At 58.4% G+C, this 21,874-nt stretch carries 19 protein-coding genes; 8 read left to right on the top strand and 11 right to left on the bottom strand.

Annotated elements, in window-relative coordinates; all coding sequences use genetic code 11:
- Positions 1-108: 108 nt before the first annotated feature.
- The gene (locus tag Q1A52_RS20850; protein ID WP_300019674.1) at positions 109-867 is read left to right on the top strand and encodes an SDR family oxidoreductase; all 759 of its coding nucleotides are present in this window, start codon (positions 109-111) and stop codon (positions 865-867) included.
- 196 nt (positions 868-1,063) lie between these two features.
- Here the strand turns inward: Q1A52_RS20850 and Q1A52_RS20855 are convergent, their stop codons facing one another.
- The 6 genes from Q1A52_RS20855 to Q1A52_RS20880 form a co-directional block, all read right to left on the bottom strand.
- Positions 1,064-2,074, bottom strand: a complete 1,011-nt coding sequence (locus Q1A52_RS20855) for an ABC transporter ATP-binding protein (RefSeq protein WP_300019676.1) — start codon at positions 2,072-2,074, stop codon at positions 1,064-1,066.
- On the bottom strand, positions 2,071-3,099 hold the full coding sequence (locus Q1A52_RS20860) for a Gfo/Idh/MocA family oxidoreductase (protein WP_300019678.1): 1,029 nt from the start codon (positions 3,097-3,099) through the stop codon (positions 2,071-2,073). Before Q1A52_RS20860 ends, Q1A52_RS20855 begins: the two co-directional genes overlap by 4 nt.
- The gene (locus tag Q1A52_RS20865; RefSeq protein WP_300019680.1) at positions 3,096-3,935 is read right to left on the bottom strand and encodes a carbohydrate ABC transporter permease; all 840 of its coding nucleotides are present in this window, start codon (positions 3,933-3,935) and stop codon (positions 3,096-3,098) included. The genes Q1A52_RS20860 and Q1A52_RS20865 overlap by 4 nt, the downstream gene beginning before the upstream one ends.
- A gap of 10 nt (positions 3,936-3,945) precedes the next feature.
- Complete coding sequence (locus tag Q1A52_RS20870) at positions 3,946-4,869, bottom strand: carbohydrate ABC transporter permease (RefSeq protein ID WP_300019682.1); 924 nt, start codon at positions 4,867-4,869, stop codon at positions 3,946-3,948.
- Between the two features lie 83 nt (positions 4,870-4,952).
- Entirely contained in the window at positions 4,953-6,209 is a 1,257-nt protein-coding gene (locus Q1A52_RS20875; protein ID WP_300019684.1) for an ABC transporter substrate-binding protein, read from the bottom strand.
- Positions 6,206-7,132: an N-acetylmuramic acid 6-phosphate etherase gene (locus Q1A52_RS20880; RefSeq protein WP_300019686.1), complete on the bottom strand. Its 927-nt coding sequence runs from the start codon at positions 7,130-7,132 to the stop codon at positions 6,206-6,208. Before Q1A52_RS20880 ends, Q1A52_RS20875 begins: the two co-directional genes overlap by 4 nt.
- Positions 7,133-7,290: 158 nt before the next feature.
- Between Q1A52_RS20880 and Q1A52_RS20885 the strand changes: the two genes are divergently transcribed.
- Genes Q1A52_RS20885 through nagA form a run of 4 tightly spaced genes read left to right on the top strand, consistent with a single transcriptional unit; the run spans position 7,291 to position 11,097 of the window.
- A complete protein-coding gene (locus Q1A52_RS20885) occupies positions 7,291-8,184 on the top strand; it encodes a BadF/BadG/BcrA/BcrD ATPase family protein (RefSeq protein ID WP_300019689.1) in 894 nt (297 codons plus the stop codon).
- Positions 8,181-8,939, top strand: a complete 759-nt coding sequence (locus tag Q1A52_RS20890) for a GntR family transcriptional regulator (RefSeq protein ID WP_300019691.1) — start codon at positions 8,181-8,183, stop codon at positions 8,937-8,939. The genes Q1A52_RS20885 and Q1A52_RS20890 overlap by 4 nt, the downstream gene beginning before the upstream one ends.
- Positions 8,940-8,941: 2 nt before the next feature.
- Entirely contained in the window at positions 8,942-9,970 is a 1,029-nt protein-coding gene (locus Q1A52_RS20895; RefSeq protein WP_300019693.1) for an SIS domain-containing protein, read from the top strand.
- Positions 9,970-11,097 (top strand): N-acetylglucosamine-6-phosphate deacetylase, encoded by a 1,128-nt coding sequence (nagA, locus tag Q1A52_RS20900; protein ID WP_300019695.1) that lies wholly within the window; start codon positions 9,970-9,972, stop codon positions 11,095-11,097. Before Q1A52_RS20895 ends, nagA begins: the two co-directional genes overlap by 1 nt.
- Before the next feature lie 162 nt (positions 11,098-11,259).
- Here the strand turns inward: nagA and Q1A52_RS20905 are convergent, their stop codons facing one another.
- Positions 11,260-13,293: an EAL domain-containing protein gene (locus Q1A52_RS20905; RefSeq protein WP_300019697.1), complete on the bottom strand. Its 2,034-nt coding sequence runs from the start codon at positions 13,291-13,293 to the stop codon at positions 11,260-11,262.
- Positions 13,294-13,316: 23 nt separating this feature from the next.
- Positions 13,317-13,961 carry a glutathione S-transferase family protein gene (locus tag Q1A52_RS20910; RefSeq protein ID WP_300019699.1) on the bottom strand — a complete coding sequence of 215 codons (645 nt, stop codon included), beginning with the start codon at positions 13,959-13,961 and terminating at the stop codon, positions 13,317-13,319.
- A 415-nt stretch (positions 13,962-14,376) separates the two neighbouring features.
- Between Q1A52_RS20910 and Q1A52_RS20915 the strand changes: the two genes are divergently transcribed.
- Positions 14,377-16,101 (top strand): adenosylcobalamin-dependent ribonucleoside-diphosphate reductase, encoded by a 1,725-nt coding sequence (locus Q1A52_RS20915; protein ID WP_300019701.1) that lies wholly within the window; start codon positions 14,377-14,379, stop codon positions 16,099-16,101.
- Between the two features lie 19 nt (positions 16,102-16,120).
- Positions 16,121-16,375: a DUF1653 domain-containing protein gene (locus Q1A52_RS20920; protein WP_300019703.1), complete on the top strand. Its 255-nt coding sequence runs from the start codon at positions 16,121-16,123 to the stop codon at positions 16,373-16,375.
- A gap of 16 nt (positions 16,376-16,391) precedes the next feature.
- Here Q1A52_RS20920 and Q1A52_RS20925 read toward each other — a convergent pair whose 3' ends face one another.
- Complete coding sequence (locus Q1A52_RS20925; protein WP_300019705.1) at positions 16,392-17,174, bottom strand: LytTR family DNA-binding domain-containing protein; 783 nt, start codon at positions 17,172-17,174, stop codon at positions 16,392-16,394.
- Positions 17,175-17,262: 88 nt separating this feature from the next.
- Here Q1A52_RS20925 and Q1A52_RS20930 point away from each other — a divergent pair, with 88 nt between their 5' ends.
- Positions 17,263-18,342 carry a carcinine hydrolase/isopenicillin-N N-acyltransferase family protein gene (locus tag Q1A52_RS20930; protein ID WP_300019707.1) on the top strand — a complete coding sequence of 360 codons (1,080 nt, stop codon included), beginning with the start codon at positions 17,263-17,265 and terminating at the stop codon, positions 18,340-18,342.
- A gap of 65 nt (positions 18,343-18,407) precedes the next feature.
- Here Q1A52_RS20930 and Q1A52_RS20935 read toward each other — a convergent pair whose 3' ends face one another.
- Together Q1A52_RS20935 and Q1A52_RS20940 are read right to left on the bottom strand one after the other, a co-directional pair.
- Positions 18,408-20,666: a mechanosensitive ion channel family protein gene (locus tag Q1A52_RS20935; protein WP_300019741.1), complete on the bottom strand. Its 2,259-nt coding sequence runs from the start codon at positions 20,664-20,666 to the stop codon at positions 18,408-18,410.
- Positions 20,666-21,832 carry a 2Fe-2S iron-sulfur cluster-binding protein gene (locus tag Q1A52_RS20940; RefSeq protein WP_300019709.1) on the bottom strand — a complete coding sequence of 389 codons (1,167 nt, stop codon included), beginning with the start codon at positions 21,830-21,832 and terminating at the stop codon, positions 20,666-20,668. Before Q1A52_RS20940 ends, Q1A52_RS20935 begins: the two co-directional genes overlap by 1 nt.
- Between the last annotated feature and the right edge of the window lie 42 nt (positions 21,833-21,874).

Raw genomic sequence — 21,874 nt, forward strand, 5'->3', positions numbered from 1 at the left:
TTTCCCTCTCCACAATAGTACCTCGCACTTCGCAGCCTTGCTTGACTTCGTGCGTTACCGGTAACATAAACAGCTTTGAAATTGACGTCGAGCATAAAGAGAGACCCCATGAGCGTGAACCTTTTTGACCTGAGCGGGCGTCGTGCCCTGATTACGGGCTCTTCGCAGGGTATCGGTTTTGCTCTTGCAAAAGGACTGCAGGCTGCCGGAGCTGACATCGTCCTCAACGGGCGTGATGTCACCAAGCTCGATGCCGCCGCTGCCGAGTTGGGTGGATCTGTCAGCACCTTGCCCTTTGACGCGACCGATCATGACGCCGTGCGCACCGCCGTGGACGGGTTCGAGGCGGAACATGGTGCTATCGACATTCTGGTGAACAACGCCGGAATGCAGCACCGCACGCCGCTAGAGGACTTCCCTGCAGATGCCTTCGAACGGCTGATGCAGACCAATATCGCCAGCGTCTTCCACGTCGGCCAGGCCTGTGCCCGCCACATGATCGACCGCGGGCGCGGCAAGATCATCAATATCGCCTCGGTACAAACGGCCCTCGCACGGCCCGGCATTGCGCCTTACACGATGACCAAAGGTGCGGTTGCCAATCTTACCAAGGGCATGGCCACGGATTGGGCGAAATACGGGCTGCAGTGCAACGGTCTGGCACCGGGCTACTTTGACACACCGCTCAACGCAGCGCTGGTAGCCGATCCCGAGTTCTCCGCCTGGCTTGAAAAACGAACCCCGGCAGGACGCTGGGGCAAAGTAGAAGAACTTGTGGGCACCTGCATTTTTCTGGCTTCGGATGCGTCTTCCTTTGTGAATGGCACCACAGTTTTTGTCGACGGCGGGATCACCGCATCTCTTTGACGCTTAACTGTCAATAGGCATAAATTATACATAATTCACATTATGAACGACGTATGACAGGGAAGTTGCGTGCCGTTTGCAAGCGCAACTTCTCCATAAAGTGCTATTAGTTTTCTGCGTACAGCCCAAAGACCATTCCGGGCATGTAACAACGTCAAGCGCCGCAGTTCTCCAGAAATGCCCTGGAGAACCCCTGTCAGGCCGCCGCCTCAAAAATCCGTTCCTGCGCCTCGTTAAAGTAAAACGCGTTGTCCTCTGCAAACTCCAGTCTGACGACATCGCCCACTTCTGTCGGGTCCTGCCCGAAGAGTCGGACGGTGACCGTTTCGCCCTGATCAGTATTCACCAATAGATTGGTATCGCCACCCAGGCGCTCCACATGAGTAACCATGCCAGAAATCCGCCCCGATTGCGCAAGACGAAGATGCTCTGGCCGGATGCCGATGGTCTGCCCGTCAGGGACATCCGGCACTGAACGCTCCAGAAAATTCATCGATGGTGATCCAAGGAAACTGGCAACAAACCGATTGGCGGGATTGTTGTACAGTTCCATCGGGGTGCCCACCTGCTCGACGCGCCCATCCCGCAGCACCACGATTTTATCGGCGAGCGTCATCGCCTCGATCTGATCATGGGTCACGTAGATCATGGAGGCCGACAATGTGCGGTGCAGCTCCGCGATCTCGACGCGGGTGTTCATCCGCAGTGCGGCATCCAGATTGGACAGCGGTTCATCGAACAGGAACAGTTTCGGATCCCGTACGATCGCGCGACCGATGGCCACCCTCTGGCGCTGCCCCCCACTAAGTTCCGCAGGTCTGCGCGTGGCGTATTCTTCGAGGTCCAGCATCTTGCTGGCTTTGGACACCCGTTCTTCCACCACCGCCCTGGGTTGGCCTTCCTGCTTCAGCCCCAGCCCCATATTGTCCTTGACCGTCAGATGCGGATAGAGCGCGTAGGATTGAAAGACCATTGCGATGCCACGCTTGGCCGGGGGCACGGTATTCACGACATCATCGCCGATGGTGACCGTGCCAGAGGACGCATCCTCCAGCCCCGCGATCACCCGCAGCAGGGTTGATTTCCCGCATCCCGACGGACCGACAAAGACAACGAATTCACCGTCCTCGACGGTCAGGTTGATGTCTTTCAACACATGCACCGAGCCAAAGAACTTGTTCACGTTTTCCAGTTTCAAAGCCGTCATGCGCTGTCTCCGAGGTAGATGGGTTTGCCGGTCCGGATGCTCTCATCCGCAGCCAGGCAAATGCGGAGCGATTGCACCGCGTCATTCATATGGCGTGTCAGATCAATGTCGTTTCGGATCGCATTCACGATCCATGCCTGTTCCGTATCACAAAGCGCCTGATGGCCGGGTTCATCGGGCAGGTCGATCAGTGTATCGCCTTGCGGGCGATGCACCAGCAGCCCTCCCACTTTGGTGTGCCCGTCAATATCGTCCGACGCGCCCTTGTTACCATCGGTGATGGAGACTGCGCCGTGCGGGCTGACCACGTCTTTCACAAAGAAGGCGGTTTCTGACATCATCGGACCCCACCCCGCCTCGTACCAACCCACGGACCCATCGTCGAAAACAACCTGAAGCTGCCCGTAGTTGTACATGTCTTCCGCAATTTCATCGCTCAGCCGCAGGCCGATACCCTGAACACGTATGGGCTGCGCATCGGTGATCTGGCACATCACGTCGACATAATGCACGCCACAATCCACCAGCGGAGAGGTCGTTTCCATCAGCGCCTTGTGGGTGTCCCAGGTCGGGCCGTCCGATTGCTGGTTTAGATTGAGCCGGAACACGTACGGTCCGCCGAAGGCGCGCGCCTCTTCGATCAGGCGCACCCAGCTGGGGTGGTGCCGCAGGATGTAGCCGACGCCAAGCTTGCGGTTCAGGCGCTTTGCGGTGTCCACGACACGTTGCGCATCGTCGGCCTGCATCGCCAGTGGCTTTTCGACAAAGACATGCGCGCCCGCTTTCATTGCCCCAATGGCATAGTCCGCATGCGTGTCGGTATAGGTCGCAATGACGACAAGATCGGGGTGTGTCTTGGTCAAGGCGCTGTCGAAATCCGAATAGATCGGATAGGTTTGCAACGCATCCGGCAAGCTGACGTCAGATCGGTTCACGAGGCCAACAATCTCCGTATGCGCCAATGCATGATGCGCCAGCGCGTGGCTGCGGCCCATATTGCCCAATCCTGCGATGAGAACCTTCATTTGACCGCCCCCGATGTGATGCCGCGGATGAGCTGGCGCGAGAAGATCACGTAGAGCACCATCACCGGCAGGATCGCCATCGACAGCGCCGACAGCACCGCGTTCCAGTCGGTCACGAACTGCCCGATAAAGACCTGACTGCCGAGGGTCAGGGTTTTCACTTCCTCGGCGGGCGCAAGGATTAGCGGGAACCACAGGTCGTTCCAGATCGGGATCATGTTGAAGACCGCGACGGTGGCCATGGCCGGGCGCACCAGGGGCAGCACAAGCCGGAAGAAGATTTTGTACTCCGACAACCCGTCAATCCGACCTGCGTTCTTGAGGTCGTCGGAAACACCTTTCATGAACTCACTGAGGATGAAGACCGCCAGCGGCAGGCCTTGCGCCGTGTAGACAAGGATCAGCGCCACGAGGGTGTTCACCAGCCCGGTCGATACCATCATCTCGAGGATGGCCACGGTCCCGATCCGGATAGGGATCATGATCCCCAGCGCCAGATAGAGGCCCATCGGCGTGTTGCCCTTGAACCGGTATTCCGCCAGCGCAAAGGCCGCCATGGCCCCGAAAAGCAGGATGAGCGTCAGAGAGACCACCGTGACGATCATGGAGTTCTGGAAGTAGAGAAAGAAATCCCCCTGCTTGAACACGGTCTGGTAGCCGATGAGCGAAAACGTCTCCTCAGTCGGCAGGCCCAACGGGTCCCGAAAAATCGCGCGGCGTGTCTTGAAGCTGTTGATCAGGATCACGAAAACCGGAAACAGCGCGATGATCGTGTAGGTGATCAGAACGGCATGGGCCGCTATGGCGGTGCCGGGGATGCGTCGGGTCTGGGTCATCGTCTCACCCCTAGAACTGGTAGTTGCGCAGGCGGCGCTGGATGCCGAAGAGGTAAATGCAGACACCGATCAGGATGATCCCGAACATGGCCGACGCGATGGTGGATCCCATATGCGGATCGCCCAGCTGCAACTGAAACCCAAAGAAGGTGCGGTACATGAAGGTGCCCAGAATATCCGTGCTGAAATCCGGCCCGGCGAGCGCGCCCTGCGCGGCATAGATCAGATCAAAGGCGTTGAAATTCGCCACGAAGGTCAGCACCGAAATGATCCCGATGGAGGGCAGGATGAGCGGCAGTTTGATTTTCCAGAACGCCGCCATGCCGGTAATCCCGTCACATTCCCCCGCCTCAAGGATTTCATCCGGGATCGACAGAAGCGCGGCATAGATCAGCATCATCGGGATGCCCACATATTGCCAGACGGACACCAGGCTCAGCGTTGTCAGCGCGTATTCCTCCTTGCCCAGCCAAGGCTGGTAGAGAAACTTCAGCCCAATCGCATCCAGCATGCCCGGCGCAATGCCCCAGATCGGCGACAGGATCAGTTTCCAGGCAAAGCCGACGATGACAAAGGACAGGATGGTCGGGATGAAGATCGCCGAGCGGTAAAACGCCGAGAACCGCAGCCGGGGTGACGACAGGATCGCAGCCAGCGCAACACCGATCGGGTTTTGCACCAGCATGTGGATGACAAAGAACCATCCGTTATTGGCCAGCGCATTCCAAAACTGCTCTGACCAGATTGCATCCCCAAAGAGCGTGCGAAAGTTCTGCAGCCCGACCCAGATGCGCTCCTGATCGATCTCGGAATAGAGCGACAACCGCAACGTATTGAAGAGCGGATAGATCATCACCGCCGTATAGACCAGCACGGCGGGCGCCAGAAAAACGGCAATATGCCATCTGTTTTTTTGCTTTGAAGGCGCAGCCATGGGCCGTCTCCTGGGCGATGTGGGGAGAATACTATGGGTCTCCGGGCGCGCTCACGTCGCCCGGAGTTTCTTGGCCGCGCGCGTTACTGCTGCGGCGCGTACCAGCTGGCCAGCCCGTCCTGCAGACGTTTGCCGGCGTCTTCGGGGCTTTCATCCCCCTTGATCACCGCAACGGAAGCGTTCCAGGTTTCGTTCTCAAGGTTCGGCGTGCCGCGCGACAGGATCTGATAAGTCGACCGGATCGAGCTTTCACATGTGTCACGCCAGGAGATGAACTCCTGTGCCAGCGGGTCTTCGAGCTCTACGGCGGCGTTCGACAGCGGGAAGAAACCCGGCAACGCATTGGCGAAGATGGTGGAGAACTCCGACGAGGCAACCCAGTTGAGGAAGGTTTTGGCCGCCTCGGGGCTGTCCGTCGCCGCGTTCATACCAATGCCAATATCCGTGTGATCGGAGATGTAGCAGGTATCGCCCGCATTCTGGACGGGAGGGTTGAAGGCACCCATCTCGAAATCCGCCTGGGCGTTGAAGCCGGAGATTTCCCAGCTGCCCGCCGGATAGATCGCCGCGCGCCCTAGCGTAAAGATGTTCTGGCTATCGGGGTAGGTCTGCGCCTCATAGCCGTCACCCATATAGTCGCCCCATTTGGCCAACTGACGATAGGGCGCGACCCAGCCTTCATCTGTAAGCTTCTGGTCTCCGGCGATCAGGGCATTCCGCCCCTCTTCGCCCTTCCAGTAGTTCGGACCGATGTTGTTGTATCCCATGGTCGCCGCTTCCCACTGGTCATTCGTGCCCATAGCCATCGGGATGTAGGTGCCATCCTCCTTGAACGCCTCCAGGGCCGCGAAGAATTCCTCTTCGGTCTGCGGCACCGCAACTCCAACCTCTTCAAAGGCGTCCTTGTTGTAGATGAAACCGTGGATCACCGAGGCCATCGGCACGCAATAGGTGGCGCTGCCATCATCCGTGGACCAGCCCGATTTCGCCACGTCGGAAAAATTCGACATGCCCTCCATGCCGCTCAGATCGGCCAGATGACCGGCCTCATAGAGCGCCAGCGAGGCGTCGAAAGGACGGCAGGTGATAATGTCACCGGCAGAGCCCGCGTCCAGCTTGGAGTTAAGCACGGCGTTGTATTCGGCGGGCGCAGAGGGCCTGAATTTCACCTTGATGTCCGGGTGCTCGGCCTCGAAGGCCGGAATGATCTTATCCTGCCAGATCGCGAGATCATCATTGCGCCAGCTCTCGATGGTCAGCTCCGCCTGTTGTGCGGTGGCCGCGGTGGCACCCAGCAGCGTGGTTGCCAGCAGAACACCCTTTAATATATTGGTTTTCATTGGTTTCTCCCTTGGATTGAAGTCTTGTTCTCGTTTTTTGTCTTTGGTGTGACGTGGTGCAGACATGCGCGCAGGTGACCATTGTTGCGGGCCAACAGAGCCTGCGCTTCGCTCAAGTCTGCCCCGGCAGCGACAAGTGTCGCAAGTTTTGCATTGTACCCCGTCCGTCTCAGGGCGCGACCCGCGTCATCGGCGGCAACGCCGGCAATGCGGGAAACGATGTCAGTGGCCCGCTGGCGAAGCTTGATATTGTCGGGGTTCAGATTGATCATCAGGCCATCATGCACATGTCCGAGCAGCACGCCGACCTGCGTAGAAATCATATTCAGGACAGCCTTTTGCGCCGTCCCTGCCGCCAACCGCGTGGAACCTTCGACCACCTCTGGCGCGGTGTTGAGCGAAATCGCGATGTCTGACGCCTCCAGCAGCGCGGTATTTGCGGCATTTGCAATCCCGATGACGGACGCTCCCCTTGCGCGAGCAGCATTGGCGAAGCCAAGCGCATAGGGCGTTGTGCCGCTCGCACTCACGACGATCGCGACATCTTTTTCATCAACCGCACGGGCCGCGCGAACTGCGTCCTCGCGGTCGTCCTCCGTACTGCCTGGCATCATGCCCTCCGTGGGCACCCCCCCGGCCATATGGATGCCTATTTGACCCGGCGGGATTTGAAACGTGCCCGGCAGCTCGCACGCGTCTGCGAAGGCCATCAGCCCCGAGCTTCCAGCGGCGGCGTAGTGCACTGTCCCTCCGGCCGCAACGGCGCGCGCGACCAGAGCACTGGCGGCGGAGATTTCGGCAATCGCTGACCGCGCCGCCTCCAGAGCGGCAATATGCGACGTCAGCATTGCAGACATCGCATCACGGTCAGACAATTGATCTATTGCTGCGCCGCGACTGCATTGAGACCTATCAGTTTGCACGTTCGACTCCCCAGATTTCCAGATACAATACCTAAGTAATACCTTTTGTCTACCAATTTCTTCACTTATTAATATTTGGGTAAAAATTCGGCACTATCCGCGTTATTTGGTTTCTAATTGGATGTTGTATCTGCTAAAAGGTATGATATAGGTATCTCATGAGCATATTCTCTGCACATTTCCTGGCGGGCGTGGACGGCGGCGGAACCGGCTGCCGGGTTGTCGTTGCCGATCCGAACGGCACGCGGATAAGCGAAGCGCCCGGCGGCCCGGCAAACTTTGCAACCGACCCGGACGCAACGCTGAGGAACATCCTGTCCGCCCTGCAGGCCGCTGGATCAAATGCGGGGCTCGCGGACGGGTGGCAAGGGAATTGCATTTCACATTTGGGGCTGGCTGGCGTGATGGATGCCTCGGATGCGGCGTCGGTTGCCGCTGCGATGCCTTTCAGAAAGACCACCGTGACAGATGATCGGATAACCTCCCTCATCGGCGCGCTGAGGGAGGACGACGGGATACTGGCAGCCATCGGCACCGGGACAATCGTCGCGTCGAAATCCGGCCATGCGGTGCGATATTTCGGAGGCTGGGGTCACGATCTGGCCGACCAGGCATCCGGTGGGTGGCTGGGCCACAACGCCTTGCGCCGCACGATGCTTGCACAGGACGGGCTTGTGGAGCATTCGGGCCTCACCGCCGCCCTTCTGGCGCATTTCAACGACGCACCGAACGAGATTGTGCAATTCACCAAAGACGCCGCGCCGGGTGATTATGCCAGCTTTGCGCCTCTGGTGGTTGAGGCCGCCCGGCAGCGTGATCCAAACGCGCTGACCCTGATGCAATGGGGCGCAGACTATCTGAACACCTGCATCGCGACGGTGGGTCTGAAGAACGGCGATAAACTCTGTCTCGCAGGTGGGGTCGGCCCGCACTACGAACCCTATATCGACACCGGGTTCAGAAAGCACATCCATCCACCCGCCGGCTCCGCGCTGGACGGCGCGCTACACTTGGCGCAGCAGCATCTGCACAGCATGGGTGAGGTGTCATGAGCGTTGCCGACTTCCTCGAGCCCGCGAATTGGTTTCGCCATGACGGCGGCCCAAGGTACGTTCAACTGCGTCAGCGTCTGAGCGAGGGCGTGTCCAAGGGCATTCTGCCGCCGGGCAGCCCCCTGCCCCCCGAACGCGAAATAGCCTCCATCACGGATTTCTCACGCGTGACCGTGCGCAAGGCGATCCAGTCCCTGGCTGAAGACGGCACCATTGTTCAGAGACAGGGCTCCGGCTCTTTCATCTCCTCCAAACCTGAGCGGATCGAACAGAAATTGTCCCGACTGACGTCTTTCTCCGAGGATATGGAGCGGCGCGGCAAGGCCTCGACCTCCCGTTGGCTGGAGCGCGGCCTCTTCATGCCGTCGCCGGATGAAATGACCTCACTGGGCCTGTCATCGGAGGACTCCGTGGCGCGTATTACGCGATTGCGCATGGCGGATGGCGAACCCATCGCGATTGAACGCGCCTCGCTGCCCACGGATATCCTGCCCAATCCGCTGGCCGTCGAGACCTCGCTTTATGAAACGCTGGAGCTGGACGGGCATCGACCGGTTCGGGCGCTCCAGAAAATTTCTGCGATCAATCTTGCGCCGGCGGATGCTGAACTACTCGCCGTTTTGCCGGGGGACGCGGGCCTGCGGATTGAACGTACCTCCTACCTTGCCTCCGGGCGCGTCGCGGAATTCACGCAATCGATCTATCGCGGCGATTCCTACAATTTTGTCGCCGAACTCAGGCTATCCAAGGAATAACAATGTCTGCCCAAACACATATGCGACGGGAGGTTCTTGAAATCCCCGCTGCGGTTGATGCACTCCTGACAAAAGGGGCGTCCTCCATAGAGGCTGCGGCAAACGCGCTGCGCGCGGCTGATCCTCTCTTCATGATTTCGGTTGCACGAGGATCTTCCGATCATGCAGCGACCTATTTCAAATATGCCTGCGAGCTTGTAGCCGGTATTCCGGTTGCTTCCGTTGGTCCGTCGGTATCCTCAATTTACGACCGTGAGCTTTCGCTTTCACGGTGTGCATGCCTTGCAGTGTCACAATCGGGTAAAAGTCCCGATATCGTTCGATTGGCCATGATGGCGACCAGTCAGAGTGCGCTGAGTATTGCCCTCACCAATCACACGGACAGCGACCTTGCCAGAGTAAGCACTCACACTATCGATCTGCATGCCGGCGCGGAACTCAGCGTGGCGGCGACAAAAACCTTTGTGACCTCTGCTGTCTCCGCGATATGGCTATTGGCTGAATGGCAGAAAGACACGATACTGTTGCAAGCCCTTCACGCCCTGCCAGAGATGCTGGAACATGCAACCCAGATGGACTGGGGCGCATTGGGTGCAGAGATTACATCACGACAATCGCTTTTCTGCCTCGGGCGCGGACCAGTGCTGGCCATCTCGAACGAAGCGGCCCTCAAGTTCAAAGAAACGTGCCAGTTGCATGCAGAATCCTACTCATCAGCAGAAGTACTGCACGGCCCGGTCTCCATCGTTGACCAAGAATTTCCCGTCATCGCTCTGACCGCAGCTGATCAGGCCGAAACCTCCCTTGTGGAAGTGGCCGACCAAATTGCGGGCAAGGGCGCGTCGGTTTTCGTAACATCTGACCAAGCCACTCATGCCGCCAGCTTACCCTGCGTACGCACTGCGCATCCTTTGCTTGATCCCATCTCTCTCATCGTTTCATTCTACGCGATGGTCGAACAGGTGGCCCTCTCCCGCGGGATAAATCCAGATGAGCCACGGCATCTCAAGAAAGTAACGGAAACAATTTGATGAACCGGGCGCTGACAGGGGCGGATATTTTTGACGGAAAGCAGCTTCATGAAGGAAAAGCTTTTCTGCTGGATGGTGACGTTTTTTGCGGAATTGTCCCCGCCGAAAGCGTTCCCGCCGCGTTCGGTATTGAGGAGCTTTCCGGCGGAACAATCCTGCCAGGGTTTGTGGATTTACAGGCAAACGGCGGCGGCGGGGTGATGTTCAACGATGAAACCTCAGTCGACGGCCTAAGAGCAATTGCACAGGCGCATGCAACCACGGGGACGCGCGCGCTCCTGCCGACCCTGATTACAGATACGCCGTCGCGTACACGTGCCGCGGTCGAGGCCGTCGAGGCCGCCATTGAGCATAAAATGCCCGGGATCATCGGTATCCACCTGGAAGGTCCACATTTATCCGTGGCTCGGAAAGGCGCGCATGATCCGGAATTGATACGTCCGATGACCGATAGCGACGAAGCCTTTCTTGTGGAAACAGCAAAGCGCCTGGCGAATGTTATGCTGACCGTTGCCCCTGAAAACGTGACTTGCAACCAGATCGCACGGCTCTCCGAAGCCGGGGTAATTGTGTCTTTGGGCCACACTGATTGTACCATGACAGAAGCGGAAGCCGCGTTTGAAGCAGGCGCACGCTGCGTCACACATCTCTTTAACGCCATGAGTCAGATGGGCAACCGGGAGCCAGGATTGGTTGGAGCCGCATTGAACACGTCGACCATTTCGGCCGGAATGATCGCAGACGACATCCATGTCCATCAGGCCAGCATGCGTGTCGCCCTTTCGTCAAAGCAGGGACCCGGGAACATCTTTCTTGTTACCGATGCGATGTCCACGGTCGGTTCCGACATCACTGAACTCAAACTGAACGGAAGGCGCATTCTGCGGCAGAACGGCCAATTGACGCTGGAAGACGGTACCCTTGCCGGGGCTGATCTGGAGCTTTCTCACGCCCTTTCCATACTTGTCGAAAACATGGGGATACCGAAAGAAAGGGCCTTTGCCATGGCGACGTTGTTTCCTGCGCAAGTCTTGCCTCAACCCGGTACAGCAGGCCGATTTGTCGTAGGCAGTGCGGCCAATGCAATTCTGCTGGACGACAGCTTAAGATACATTCGCGGTTTGTGACGTGCTGCACCAGTCACAGGAACCAACATCGCGCTTTCAATATCGACCATTCATCCTTCACGAAATATGCGCAGTATTTGCCAGCGGGATTGGCCCTGATTGATCCTGACGGCATACAGAGTTTGGCATCCAACCTGCAATTGTTTGCACCCCTTCACAGCATTAGCTGGTGTCACCACCGAGTTCATTTAGTGGAGCTGGGCGCGCGATGAAAAATCCCTGAATCTGATCGCAATGGTGACGCGACAGCCAATCATACTGATCCTGCGTTTCGACACCCTCGGCAACGATTGTTGCGCCTATCTGCTTGCCAAGGGAGAGGATCAAACGAATGATAGGGCCCGATTTTGGCAGCTGACTGACAAACGACTGATCGATCTTGATGCAACTGAGTGGAATTCGGGAAATATATGATAGGTTGGAGTATCCGGTTCCGAAATCATCAATGGCAATCTGGTACCCCATATCCGTGATCGTTTTCAGTTTGGACGCGATGTCGTCCAAATCGCCGATCAAAACGTTTTCAGTGATTTCCAGCTCAATTCTGTCGGTCGGGAATCCGGGCTTTCTTGCAAAAGATGCCAACATGTCCGTAAGCCGCTCGTCAGCGAATTGGCGGGGAGAAATATTGAGGGAAAGATGCATGTATTCACCTGCATCCTGCCATTTCATTGCTTGCTCGAATCCAATCTCCAAGACTTGTTGCCCAAGACTGTCGATCAGCCCCGTTTCCTCACAGATCGGGATAAAGTTATCGGGGCCGACAATACCTTTTTCAGGGTGCTTCCAACGCACCAGGCCTTCCATTGAAACAACATTGCCTGATCGAAGATCGATTCTGGGTTGATAGTGCAAAACAAAATCACGCTGCTTTAATGCGGACTCAATTTCTGTTTTGAACCTGGCCCGGTCTAGCGCGGCCGCACCCATTTCACTTGTGTAAATCGTGTATCTGTTCCGCCCTTCGCGCTTGGAATGATAAAGCGCAATATCGGCCTGGCGCAGCGCAGACTCAAAGTCTGTTTGCGCTGGAGTAAAATCAGCAATTCCCATGCTGACATTGACGTCAATGCTGGTTGCGCCACATCTGACAGGACCCGATAGATTGCAGAACAGAACCTTTGCTTTTTGGTGGACGTGAACGTAATCCGCATCTTCGTAAAGCAGAATGGCGAATTCATCACCACCGAGACGCACCACGATATCCTCCGGGCCAATCACCTGTTGCGCGCGCAGGGCAAGCTCTCGCAACACGTTGTCGCCAGCTTCATGCCCGAATGTGTCGTTGACGTTCTTGAACCGGTCTACGTCAAAGTAAAGCAGCGTACATCGCACTTCACTGGCGTTGGCGAGATCTTCTACAAGCCGGTGCATGAACGCCCGGTTATAGCACCCCGTCAACTGGTCGCGGTCCGCAAGGTAGCGTGCCTTGTCTCGCGCAATTTTCAACTCGCTCACATCGAAGGCTGTCAGCAAAACCGCCGGTTGGCCGGTAACTGCATCGCTGCATAGTTTCGCGGATAAATCGAACCAATGTTTGCCTGATGCTGTCGTTACCCTGGCGACCATACGATGTTCGCCGGAGCCATCCAGTTCGAACATCATGACGTGATAGTCTTTTGAATCGACGAAGAGTTGCTGGAAACTCTTGGATGGTCCGCCAATCGAGTTGCGAGCTGCAGGGTTCATATAGAGCGCCGGACCATCGAGTTCGAAAAGGGCGATCTTTACATCCGTGTGCAGCAGCGCTTCGGCGCTGCGCAGATTGTCCGGTTCATCGCTGGCCCGCTCAAGGACTTCGCACTGCATGGCCATCCGACCGTCTAGCAGGCGAAAGCCACGAAATGCGACGCTGGAACTTACCGGTTCGCCATTGGGATAGAGCGTCCACATTTCGCGGAACGTTGTCTGGCGCTCGATGAAATCGGTCTGGTATTGCTTCAGTCTTTTGGCGACTGTGGAGGACATGCCCTTGGACATATCTCGCGAACACAGGTCTTCTTCGCTCTCTGCCTGCCACATTTTACAGGCCTGCGCATTCGCATAGACGACCCGGCAGTTGTCGACATCATAAACCCAGACCGGGGTCGACAGATTCCGCGCCCCCGAAAATAGATCAAGAACGGCATGCGCGTCACTGGCCAGATGGTCAGTGTTGCTGATGTCCCCTTCTGATTTCGCTTTCTTCGCGTGCATCTGGGATTACCTCTGAAATCAGATCAGGCGGCCTTACCCTCCTGGACTCCAAGTTTCCCAAGGGGTCGGAACCCCTTGGTCGCGCTTACATCCCCGATCCAGCGAGCGATGTTTGGGTAGTCGCCCATCGAAAGACCAGCTTCCTCCAAAACATGGACGTATCCAAAGACCCCGATATCAGCGACCGAGTATCCAGACCCCACCATGAACTGAAACTCACGCAGGTGTTCGTCCAAGCGCGCAAGACCCGGGGCAGCGGCATTTTGCCAGTTTTCAATATCGGCGGAACGATTTTTGCTTTCCTGCGGCAGTATCGTCGTAAAAAAGCGGGCCGGTGAAATGAAAGGCTCCAGCTTGGACTGCTCGAAGTACATCCATTGCAGCGCCTGTGCACGCTCAGTCTTGTCCTGCGGCATCAGGTGCGTTCCTTCGGCCAAGTACCAGAGCATTGCATTGCTTTCACCCAATCCGCGGCCGTCCTCCGTCACCATAAAGGGGACAACGCCATTTGGATTGATCTCCAGAAACCAGTCGGTCTTTTGCTCACCCGCCAGAACATCCACCAGACGAAGCTCAAACGGGGTTTGAAGCTGGTGAAGCGCCAGCCAGGGCTTAAAGCAATTGCCCGATCCCAAGCATGCATAGAGTTTGATCATGAAGACACCCATCATTGAAATTGACCACCCAAGACTAATATTTCGCAAGTGTTAACCCGCCTTGAACAGGATGGTTGGGCGCCGGTGTTTCTCCCGACAATACCTTTCAAATTTTGACAAGTTCCGACCGCTCAAGAATTTCGAGTTGCTGACGTGGTCAGCCTCATTTTCTCAAACACGGCGCGGTCTCACGGCCAAGCGCAACCTGAAAATCGGCGGCAGCAGTCACTTCGCACGCGTGACAAAAACGTTAATCCGCCCTCAGATCGTTAAGATTTCCGGCTAGGTGATGCCAGAGTGAGCAGCATCCTCAAACTATCGCAGATTTGATCTATCTTGTTTACCATGTGTTAACTTTCCACCCGATCTTAACACTTTGAATCAAACTCTTCGCTATGCGTCCTCCCCAGAAAAGGGGATGTCGAAAATGCTAAGAGAAACCAATCTTGTTCCGCAAAACAACAGCTCGGAAAATCCAATCGCGCATCGTATCTGGAGCGCCAAGTACCAGTATCGCTCTCAGGGGCGCGTTGTGGATCAAACGGTTTCTGACACATGGAAACGGGTCGCCCACGGGCTGGCGGAGAATGAAAAGCCATCTGACCGGCAGGCTGTTGCATCACAATTCTACGATGCCATGGCATCCTACAAACTGTTACCGGGCGGGCGGATCCTTTCAGGGTGCGGGACCGCGCGCGACGTGACGCTATCCAATACCTTTGTCATGCAGGAAATTCCCGATTCAGTCGAAGGCATCATGGACACGGCCAAACAGGCGGCGCTGACAATGAAGATGGGCGGCGGCATCGGTTTCGATTTCTCGACCCTGCGCCCCAAGGGCACCGGGGTCGCGGGTCTGGATTGCCCTGCGGCGGGGCCGCTTGCGGCTATGGATATCTGCAATTCGGTCTGCAAGATGGTGGTCAGCGGCATGGGGCGCGGCGCGATGATGGCGACGCTGCGCTGTGACCACCCGGACATCGAGGCCTTCATCTCGGCCAAGGAAGCCTCTGCAGAACTGCGAAACTTCAACCTCTCTGTCATGATCACCGATGACTTCATGCAGGCCGTACGCAGGAATGACGACTGGAACCTGACCTGGAATGGCTGGACATTGCGGCAGGTAAAGGCACGGGAACTTTGGGACAAGATCCTGACGACGAACTATGAAACGGCGGAACCCGGTGTCCTGTTCATTGATCGGATCAACACGCTCAACCCGCTCAACTACCTTGAAAGCATCTCCTCGACCAACTCCTGCGCGGAACAGCCACTGCCGCCGAACGGGACCTGTCCGCTGGCCTCGATCAACCTGGCGCGGCTGGTGCGCTCCCCGTTTCAGCCCGGGGCCACGATGGACTTTGACGAGTTGAAGCGCCTGGCCAAGGTCGCCGTTCGGATGCTGGACAACGCGATTGATGTGTCGCGGTTCGCGGTCGAGGCGCAAAAAGACGAAGCGCAAGCCAAACGCCGCATCGGCATTGGCGTCACCGGGGTCGCGGACGCGCTGATGATGCTCGGCCTGCGCTACGGCTCTGAACAGGCGGCCGAGACACTGTCGAAGTGGATGCGCACCCTGCAAAACGCGGCCTACCTTGCCTCGTCAAAGCTCGCGGCAGAGCGGGGCAGCTTCCCGCTCTTCGACAGTACGCGGCACCAGAAACACGAAAACATCCGCAAGCTTGACCCGGACGTCCGACAGGCGATCATGCGCAATGGGCTACGCAACGGCCTGCTGACCACGATCGCGCCCACAGGCACCACATCGATGTACGCGGGCAACGTCTCCTCCGGGATCGAGCCGATCTTTTCCGCCTCCTACCAGCGGCTGTTCAGCAATCCCGATGGCAGCAAGTCGCTGGAAGCGGTCGAAGACTACGCCATCTGGCTGCACCGCCGTATTTTCGGGGAGGGCGCCGCGCTGCCCGAGGCTTTCGTGACCGCGATGGACCTCGAGCCGGCAGATCATGTGGCCATGCAGGCGGCCGCACAGGCCTGGGTGGACAGCGGCATTTCGAAGACCGTGAATTGCCCGGTGGATATGCCTTTTGAGCTTTTCAAGGGCGTCTACATGAAGGCTTATGATAGCGGCTGCAAGGGGTGCACGACCTTCCGCCCCAATGCCGTCACGGGGTCTATTCTCTCGACGTAATCAGGTGATGGGGCAGAACATGATACGACGCGTACTGCAGATCAGCGGTCGGATATTGAGCGGCTGGTGGGGGACGGCTCCCCCCGCTCGCCGAGAACCCGATGCAAGCTGGACACCGACACATCGGCACCGCAAAGGCGGGCTCTACCGCGTGCTGTCTGAAGGTATCCTGGAGGCAGATCGCAGTGCTGTCGTGATCTATGATGATGCGGACGGCACCGTGTGGGTCCGCGCGTCCAGCGAATTCTGGGACGGCCGGTTCACAGCGATCTGACAACCGCGCCGTGGCCTCAGAACAGAACCCCGGCCTCGGACGCCTTCTGGCGGAATGTCCGCCCAAGGGGGACAAGGCTGCCATCGGTCAGTTCCAACACCGCCCTGCCATCCACATTTCGTCGGGCAACAACCGCTGCGCGCGCAACCCAGTGGGAGCGATGCACTTGCACGCCCGCTTCCGCTCCGGTTTCTTCAATGGCATCCTTGAAACGCATGCCGACAAGGCTGCGGCCCTGATCCGTGATAACCTCGACGTAATGATCCTGCGCTGCCAGGCGGATCAGCCGACCGCGCCGTGCACCGGGCAGGCGGCGCAGCAGCATGGGCTCTGGTGCCGCCGGTATCGGCGCGGCATCTGCTGGCGACAGGAGTTTGATCATTGTGCCGATGGACAGGATGACAACGGCGCATTGCACGTATAGCTCGGCCATCCCTGCCCTGCCGATGCAGGACCCAAAGACACAGGCGATGGCATTGACGACCGCCATCGCGGGGACCGCCGCGACCAGGGACGCCACGGGCACCCAGATCACAGCAGGCCAGCCCATGCGGCGGCGCGCCCGTTCCACGAAAAAAAACACCAACTGTACCGGGATCGCCGTGCCAAAAACGATCAGCGCCCAGTAGAGATATCGCTGCACCTCAAGAAAATGCATATCCGTCCCGAAGGGTCCCACAAGACCCGTCAACAAGGCGATCAGAACCAGGACGCAAACTCGCCTGCGTGTACCAAAAAGCTCGGCAACCGCCTCTGCGAAAACCGCCCTGAGGGTGTTGTTCGCGATCCCTGCAGGCATTTCACGAAACTCCGCTTGAGTGTGCGTCAATCGATGCGTCATCCCGTCGGGCACAGGACTGTAACCGACAGATAGAGAGGATCGTAACATGGTTTTTCGAATTCAGGAATTGCTCGGCAAGAGACATTCCGCTTGGTCGCTGGCCGCGATCACATCTGTGGTGGCGCCTGCGGTGCTGGCCTGTTCAACCATGGCGCTCGGCCCCGCCGGATTGAGGGTGATTGCCTATAGCTATGACACCTCGGCGACCGGAGCGGGTTATGTCTTTGTGAACCCCCAGGGTGGGACCCGCACGTCCATCATGGAAGACAGTACGGCGCGCTGGCCCACCGAGCATGGTAGCGTCACTTTCAATCAGATGGGATTTGGCATGCCGACGGCGGGCATGAATACCGCAGGGCTGTTCGTCTCGCTGATGTGGAACGACGCCGCCGCGTTTCCCCCGACAGAGGGTGCGGATATCCTGAATGAACTGGAGTTGATCCAATTGCTGCTGGACTGCGCAGTATCGGTCGAAGAGGCCGTAACCCTTGCACGAGAGGCCCCCGTGCAGGCGATGGTCCCGATCCACTACTTCGTTGCAGACGCCACCGGTGCGACGGCAGCACTCACACCGACACGCAACGGAATGACGGCTCACCTGGGGCGTGATATGCCCGTTCCGGCACTGACCAACTCGGACTATGACGATCTTATTGCCGGACTGGCGAGCTTTGAGGGGTTCGGCGGCAGCACCCCAATACCAACCCCGAAAATGCAGGAACCAAGCAGCCTGAACCGGTTTGTCCTGGCGGCACACGCCACCCACTCCGGATCGACGGATGCCTTTGCCGCGCTGGAGGACGTTGAAAACGATCAAACGCGCTGGCAGATCGTGGCGTCACCGACGGAGCAGACCATCCAGTTTACGCTGACCAATCCCGCATCGCAGGGGCGCATCGAGATGGGAGATATTGATTTCAGCTGCCGTGACAGCGTGACCGGATTGAACCTCGAAACCGCCCACACAACGGGCGACACTTTGGATTTCGCTCAGCCCTCCGCCACGGAGATGACGGACGTTCTGTCCAACGTGCTGGCAGGTTTTGCGGACACGATAGGAATGCCGCTGGAATGGGCCGGGCCGATCGTAAGAGCGCAGATGGGATCCTTTACCTGCCCTGACTAGGCGCGCACCTTGCAGCCCCCTACCCGGCCAAACATCCCGGTAAAGGCAGGACCTTGCAAAGCCACCTAGGGCTCATCCGGGACAACGCCCGGTGCCACGGGCTGGGTAATGGCATCCTGGGCGGCAGCGGTGACAGCCTTGCGCTCTTCTTCCGTCAGCGGCTGGTCACCCGCGATCTCGACCTTCACGTTGCGCTCGGCCATGCGGATGCCATTGGCCTCGAAAGCATCGCGCACCTTCTGATAGGCATCGCGCCGCACCAGCCATTGCTCACCCGGACGGGTCATGAATTTCACACCCACGACCATGTTGAACTCTTCCATCCGCCGCACGCCCTGCGATTTCAGCGTGTCCAGAATACTATCGCCATAATGCTCGTTGGCCTTCAGCTCGGCCCCGACCTTCTTGACGATCTTCTTGACCAGCTGCAGGTCCGTGTCGAAGGGCACGCGGAACTCCAGTTTCATGATCACCCAGTCGCGCGAATAGTTGGTCATGGACTTCAGCTCACCAAAGGGCAGCGTGTGCACCGCGCCGCGATGGTGCCGGATCTGCAGAGAGCGGATAGAGATGTTCTCCACCGTGCCCCGCAGCTGGTCGATCTCGACATATTCGCCGACGCGAAACGCATCATCGACGAGGAAAAAGATGCCGGACACCACATCCTTGACCAGCGACTGCGCGCCAAAGCCGATGGCAATGCCCATGACACTGGCCCCCGCGAGGATCGGCGCAATGTTGACCCCCATCGAGGACAGGACCGACATCACCACCATGCTGAGCAATGTGACCATCAGCACGACACGCAAGAGCGGCAGCAGGGTCGCCATACGCGCCTCTGGCCCCGGGGCCTGCCCGTCCTCGGGGGGTTTGTAGGCGGCCAAGCGGCGATCAATCGACGATTTGCCCCAGGTCCAGATCAGATCGGCAATCAGCACCGCCGCCGCGCTGTCGATCAGGATGGAAAACAGCCGCTGCGCAACGGTGGGGTTTTCCGAATTCTCGAAAATGCCCGCATTCCAGATCAGCGCCAGCGTCAGCCCAAGGGCGATGAACATGGCAAAGCGGATCAGCCTCTGGGCAATGGGCCGGTAGGTCTCGTAGGGGTCGACGATGGGCGCGGGCTCGACCAGCTCGTCCTCTTCGATGGTGGTGTCCGCTGGCTCCGATGGCGCGGGCGGCGTTGCATTCTCCGCCTTTGCCCGGAAATCCGCGATGACCTGGTCAAAGGTCATATCCGTCCAAGCCCGCAACAGCTTGAGGATCGGAATGGCCAGACCAATGCTGAGTACCGTCCACATCAGGGCCCGCACATCAAAGAGCCATGTGACAAAGACCAGCGCACTCAACAGACTGAGATGAATGCGCCAGCGGGCCATGGACCGGTCGGAAAGGGCATCGGAATGCTTCCTGGCTTGCCCAAAACAGATGGCAATCAGCAGCAGTGCAGCCACCAACAACAGAACGGCAAAGAGCACCGCCACAGAGAGCGTTTCCGGCGCCATGCCGCCCTTCACATCCGATGTTGTGAGCTGATCAAAGACGTCGATCAGCGAGACGGCAAAGACGACCATCGCGGAAAAGAGCATGATGGCCTGCCCGGTAACCCGCGCCATTTTATCCCCCACGGGCAAGAGCCGCAGTTGTGGCACACGCGGGGCAAGGAAAAGCTTGGTCAGCGAATTGATCGCCCGGACGATGAGGATCCCCACCAGCGCGGCAAGGATCAATGTGCGCAGCAGCGGCGGCCAGTCGATGGTGGAGAAGGCCCCGATGCTACCGATGGCAAACATCGTCAGACCGACAAAGGCCAGCGCCGTCCGGGTCAGCGCCGCAAAGAGCCGCTCTCTGGGGCGTTTGAAGGTGCTGAACTCGATCCGCCGTCGCAGCGGGTTGGTGTATTGCCGCGACAGCCACTCCAGCCCGGCGCCGAAGAACAGAAAGATCAGCGCAAAGGTCAGACTGCGCACCCGCCGGTCGGGCGTCAGCTGTTCGCGCCACTTCTGAGCGATGACCTCAGGTGCCTCACTGAAACTGGCCCAGGCCGCGCTCAGATCGGCGACGCGCGCGCCGACATGATCCGTGGCCTCCGCCAACTGCTCGCGAATGGATTTGATATTCTGCGGCGCGGCAGCTTCGGCGTCATTTGCCTGTTCCTGCAGCCAGTTCTGAATACGGTCATCCGCGAGCAGCCGCGTAAATTCATGCAGGTCGTTTGCAGAGGGGGCATCGATGGCGGGTGCCGCGTCCTGTGCAGTGGCCAGCGCGGCCGACAGTATCAGAAGGATGGCCGCAAGCCATGCCCTGATCCGCAGAAGGCCCATCACGCCGGAGCCTCTGCAGGCGCGGTGACCGGGTCCGGTTGTTCGAAATCCCGGTCCTTGAAACTGTAATCTGCCGGATACAGCGGATCGACTTCCAGAAATCCGCCCGAGGGTGTCAGCTGGCAGGCAAGGCGCACATCTTCCGCAGCGCCGATGCGGCGCAGCGTTTTCATCTCCAGCGCCGTGGGCTCCGGCAGGGGAAATTCCGACGAGACGATGCGCACCGCACATGTCCCGCACCGCCCGCGCCCCTCGCACAGACTGGCATGGGGTTGATGGTTCTGCTTGAAACTGTCCAGAATACTCAAATTCGATTGGGTGGTGATGGGCTGGGCATCACCATGTTTTAACAGAACCACCTGGGTCGGTTGGAGCGCGAGTTTCACGGACCTGGCGACAAAGGTCAGCGCGGCCAGAGCGAGGGACCACCAGATCACCTGGCTGGTTGCAGTCTTTACGGTCTGATAGGCCACCCTTTGCACCGCCGGGGCTGCGGGCCGCGGTGCGTCAGCCGTTACGGTCGGGGCAGAATAGGCCTGCGTGCTGGCCCGTTGCGCGGCTTGCGCGTCTACCAGCACCCCGCGCCCGGCTTCCGCAAATCCAAGCAGGGCCAGAACCGGGACCGCCACAGCGATGGGATAGATCCAGCCCAACATGTTGCGCATGCTTTCCTTGGATCGCAGCCAGGTAAAGAGACCGGCACAGCCATGCACCCAGACGACGGAGAGCAGGACAACCTGCAGCAATCCAATCTGGGGCTGCGCGAGCCAGAAAAACCGTGTGGCCGCGGCGTAGTCAAAGGTCACGCCGTTGATTTTCAGGGAGGCAACCCCAATCGCGTGGGTGGCCAGCAGCGGCACAACGATCACACCGGAGAGGAGCTGTACAAGATCCTGGGGGTTTGTGCGCAGGGTGGGGCGTCGATAGATCGCCCATAGCCCAAGAAAGAAATGGATCACAAGGGCGCTGAGCAACAGTGGGCCTAGCATCGGGGATGCCCAGATTTCGGACAGGTAGGGGCGGGCCGCGTCCATAGCCTCCAGTGAGATCACACCGAGGCTAAGGTTCAGCAAATGGCTGGTCACGAAGATCAGCAAGAAAAGCCCCGACCAGATGCGCATGGTGCGCACAATCAGCCCGGAGCGCGGTCCCTTGGCTTGGTTCATACGATCTGTCCCTTACAATGGGCCCGCACAGTTAAAGACCGA

The organism is uncultured Roseobacter sp. (genome assembly GCF_947488185.1).
Classification (GTDB): domain Bacteria; phylum Pseudomonadota; class Alphaproteobacteria; order Rhodobacterales; family Rhodobacteraceae; genus Roseobacter.